General features: G+C 64.1%; 2 protein-coding genes and 1 pseudogene. All 3 read left to right on the forward strand.

Translation table 11 applies throughout. The annotated features are described in order from the left end of the window. Nucleotides 1–182, forward strand: a pseudogene (locus ACK42S_RS16725) (methyl-accepting chemotaxis protein); the annotation flags it as partial. Nucleotides 183–302: 120 nt separating this feature from the next. Beyond that, nucleotides 303–836, forward strand: a complete 534-nt coding sequence (locus ACK42S_RS16730) for a chemotaxis protein CheW (protein ID WP_409710198.1) — start codon at nt 303–305, stop codon at nt 834–836. 33 nt (nt 837–869) lie between these two features. Next, complete coding sequence (locus ACK42S_RS16735; protein WP_409710201.1) at nt 870–3,248, forward strand: methyl-accepting chemotaxis protein; 2,379 nt, start codon at nt 870–872, stop codon at nt 3,246–3,248. The last annotated feature ends 8 nt before the right edge of the window (nt 3,249–3,256 follow it).

Genomic DNA, 3,256 nt, shown 5'->3' on the forward strand with positions numbered 1-3,256 from the left:
AGCAAAACGACGGCATCGGCCAGATCAACGCAGCCGTCGGCCAGCTCGACCAGATGACCCAGCAAAACGCCGCCCTGGTCGAGCAGTCCGCCGCCGCCGCCGAGTCCCTGCGCGAACAGGCACAGCGCCTGGCTCAGGTCGTGGCCACCTTCCGGCTGCAAGAGCACAGCGCCACCGCTTGAAGCCCGACACCGCCCTTCCCGCAGGCCCAGTCAAGCCTGCGGAAGCAACAGGGGCTCAAGTCCCCGCCTTTTTGTGCCGAAGACACCGAACACCTGTGTGATCATGAAACAGGAGCCACTATGGGCATGATGCATCCTCCCACCATCCTGCAAGCCCCGGCGGCGCGACAAGGCGCGGTGCGCCCGTCGGCCGGCCCGACCCGCGAATACCTCACCTTCCGCCTGGGCGGCGAGGAATACGCAATCGACATCCTGAAGGTCCAGGAAATCCGAGGCTATGAAGAGCCCACGCGCATCGCCAACGCGCCACCGCACATCAAAGGCGTGCTCAACCTGCGCGGGGTGATCGTGCCCATCGTCGACTTGCGCATGCGCCTGGGCTGCGACAAGGCCGAGTACACCGAATTCACGGTGTCCATCATCCTGACTTTCCGGGACCGTGTCGTCGGCATCGTCGTCGACGCGGTGAGCGACGTCACGGAGCTCAGCGCCGAGCACATCCGCCCGGCGCCGGAAATCTCCGCCGCCGTCGATGCGCGCTACATCACCGGCTTGGGTCAGGTCGGCGATCGCATGCTCATTTTGCTTGACATCGAAAACCTGCTTTTGTCACCCAGCGTCGGCTTGGCGTGCACGGAATCCGTGATGCCCTGATCGGCCCGAAAAAAACAACAACGGAGACCAATAATGCAAATCACTCCATCTGGCAGTGTGTTGATGAAGCAAACCGCCGAAGCGCCCGGACAAGCCCCCAAGCCCGAGGCGGCGATCTCGGGCTTTTTCGCCCATCATGGCATTTGGGCCATCGGAGTGCGATGGTTTCGCAATCTGCGATTCCACACGAAAGCCTCCATCGTCAGCGGGCTGCTTTTGCTGCCCCTGTTGGTGCTGATGATGTGGACGGCCAAAGCACAATGGTTCGAGTGGAATTCGCTGTCCCGGCACGCCGTGGGCACGCAGTTGCTCCAGCAGAGCATCGAGGTCCACCACCTGGTGCTGGAACGCCGCCGCTTGGCGGCGGCTGGGCAATCAGGCACCGCCTCGGCAGCCAGCAACGACCAAGCCTTGAAGCAAGTCACGGCCCAATTGAACGGCTTGGTGCAGCAAACCGAATGGGCCGACGTGCGCGATGCCTGGCAAGCCCTGGTGCGCAGCTTGGATGAGGTGCCCATGAGCGGCGCCCCCACGGAGGTGTTTGCACGCCACAACGCCTGGCTCGATCGCTTCTACGCCTGGCAGTCGATCACGAGCAACCACTCGCGCCTGCGCTACTCTCTTTGGGATCACATCCAGGACACTTGGTATGCCGCCGTGCATGAGCTTCCCCGCCTGGCCGACCAGGTGGCCCGCATGCGCGGCGCCTTGGCGGCCGCCAAGTCCGGCCGTGTCGCTCAAGACGAAGCCGCGCCCATCGTCGCCGCGGCCAGCGCATCCGTTCAAGAGCGCTTGGCCGGTCTGGAACACACCTTGGCCCGAATCGAAGAGCACCAGGGCCTCACCCGGTCCGCGGCCGCCTTGCAGGCGGTGGAGCGTTTGATCCGCGAAGGCGCCCAAGCCTCCGGCGAAGCCCAGGTGTTGCAATTGGGCACACAGGCGATCGAGGCGATCAAGCAGCTCCAGGACGAACTCGTCGGCCAACTGGCTCACGCCGTCGAGGTCGAGAAAGGCGCGCTGGCCAATCATCTCTTGGCCTTTTTGGCCCTGCTGTCGATCAGCTTGTTGCTGGCGGTGTATTTCATCTACTCCTTCTTTCTGGTGGTCGACGGCGGTCTGCGGGAGATCTCCAAGCACATCAAGGCCATGGCCAACGGTGACCTGACCACCCAGCCCACGCCTTGGGGCAAGGACGAAGCGGCACGGGTGATGAACGACCTGCGAGTCACCCAGGAGTCCTTACGGGCGATGGTGCGCGACGTGCGAGACACCAGCGATGAGATCACCCACTCTGCCGAGGAAATCGCCAATGGCGCCATGGATCTTTCCGCACGCACCGAGCGCACTGCAGCCAACCTGGAGGAAACGGCCGCCACCATGGAGCAGATCTCTGGCACCGTGAAATCCACGGCCACCCACGCAGAGAAAGCCGCCCAGCTTGCAGAACGCAACGCCAAGGCCGCTGCAGACGGAGGCAGCGTCATGCAGCAGGTGGTAAACACCATGAACGGCATCGAGTCCTCGGCTCAACGCATTGGTGAGATCATCGGCACCATCGACGGCATCGCCTTCCAAACCAATATCCTGGCGCTCAATGCGGCGGTGGAAGCCGCGCGCGCCGGCGAAGCCGGCCGCGGGTTTGCGGTGGTCGCCTCCGAAGTGCGCAACTTGGCTCAAAGGAGCTCCTCGGCCGCCCGTGAGATCAAGTCGCTCATCCAGGCTAGCATCGAGCGCACCACCGAGGGCTCTCGCGTCGTGGCACAGGCTCATCAAGCCATCGAAACCCTGGTACGCGACGCGCAAGATCTCGGCCAAGTGATCGGCCAAATCGCCACCGGCGCGCGCGAGCAAGCCCTGGGGGTGGAGCAGATCGGGCAAGCCGCCCAAGAGCTGGACCGCAGCACACAGCAAAACGCCGCCTTGGTCGAAGAAACGGCCGCGGCCGCGCAAACGATGAAGCAGCTCACCGAGCATTTGCAGCAACGCATGCAACGCTTCCGTCTGCCGCAAGCCGCCGCCCGCCAGCTCAGCAGCGATCTGGTCGGCGAACGCACCGAGGACTTCGATTTCCAGCAAGCCATCGAAGCGCACCGGAGCTGGAAGGTCAAACTGCGCCAGGCCATTGCGAAGAAGGAAAAGCTCGACGCTGACACCTTGTGCCGCGACGATCGCTGCCCGCTGGGTCGCTGGCTGCACGGTCCGGGGGGAGCGCGTTGGGGATCTCGGCCCAGCTTTCGCAGCCTCGTGGACGAGCATGCACAGTTCCATCGCACCCTCTCGGCCGTGGCCGAGCACGTGAATGCAGGCCGAATGGACCAGGCGCTCAAAGACATCGGCTCCGGCAGCCGGTTTGCCGATGCGAGCAACCGCACCATCGAGGCGATCCTGAGGCTGCAGCGCGAACTGGGCTGAGTGCCCCG

Origin of the sequence: Caldimonas sp. (genome assembly GCF_046289365.1) — a bacterium.
Classification (GTDB): Bacteria; Pseudomonadota; Gammaproteobacteria; order Burkholderiales; family Burkholderiaceae_C; genus Caldimonas.

Excerpts from the sequence above, each read along its gene's own strand:
- ACK42S_RS16730 (WP_409710198.1), top strand. The coding sequence starts at position 303 with ATGGGCATGATGCATCCTCCCACCATCCTGCAAGCCCCGGCGGCGCGA.
- ACK42S_RS16735 (WP_409710201.1), top strand. The coding sequence starts at position 870 with ATGCAAATCACTCCATCTGGCAGTGTGTTGATGAAGCAAACCGCCGAA.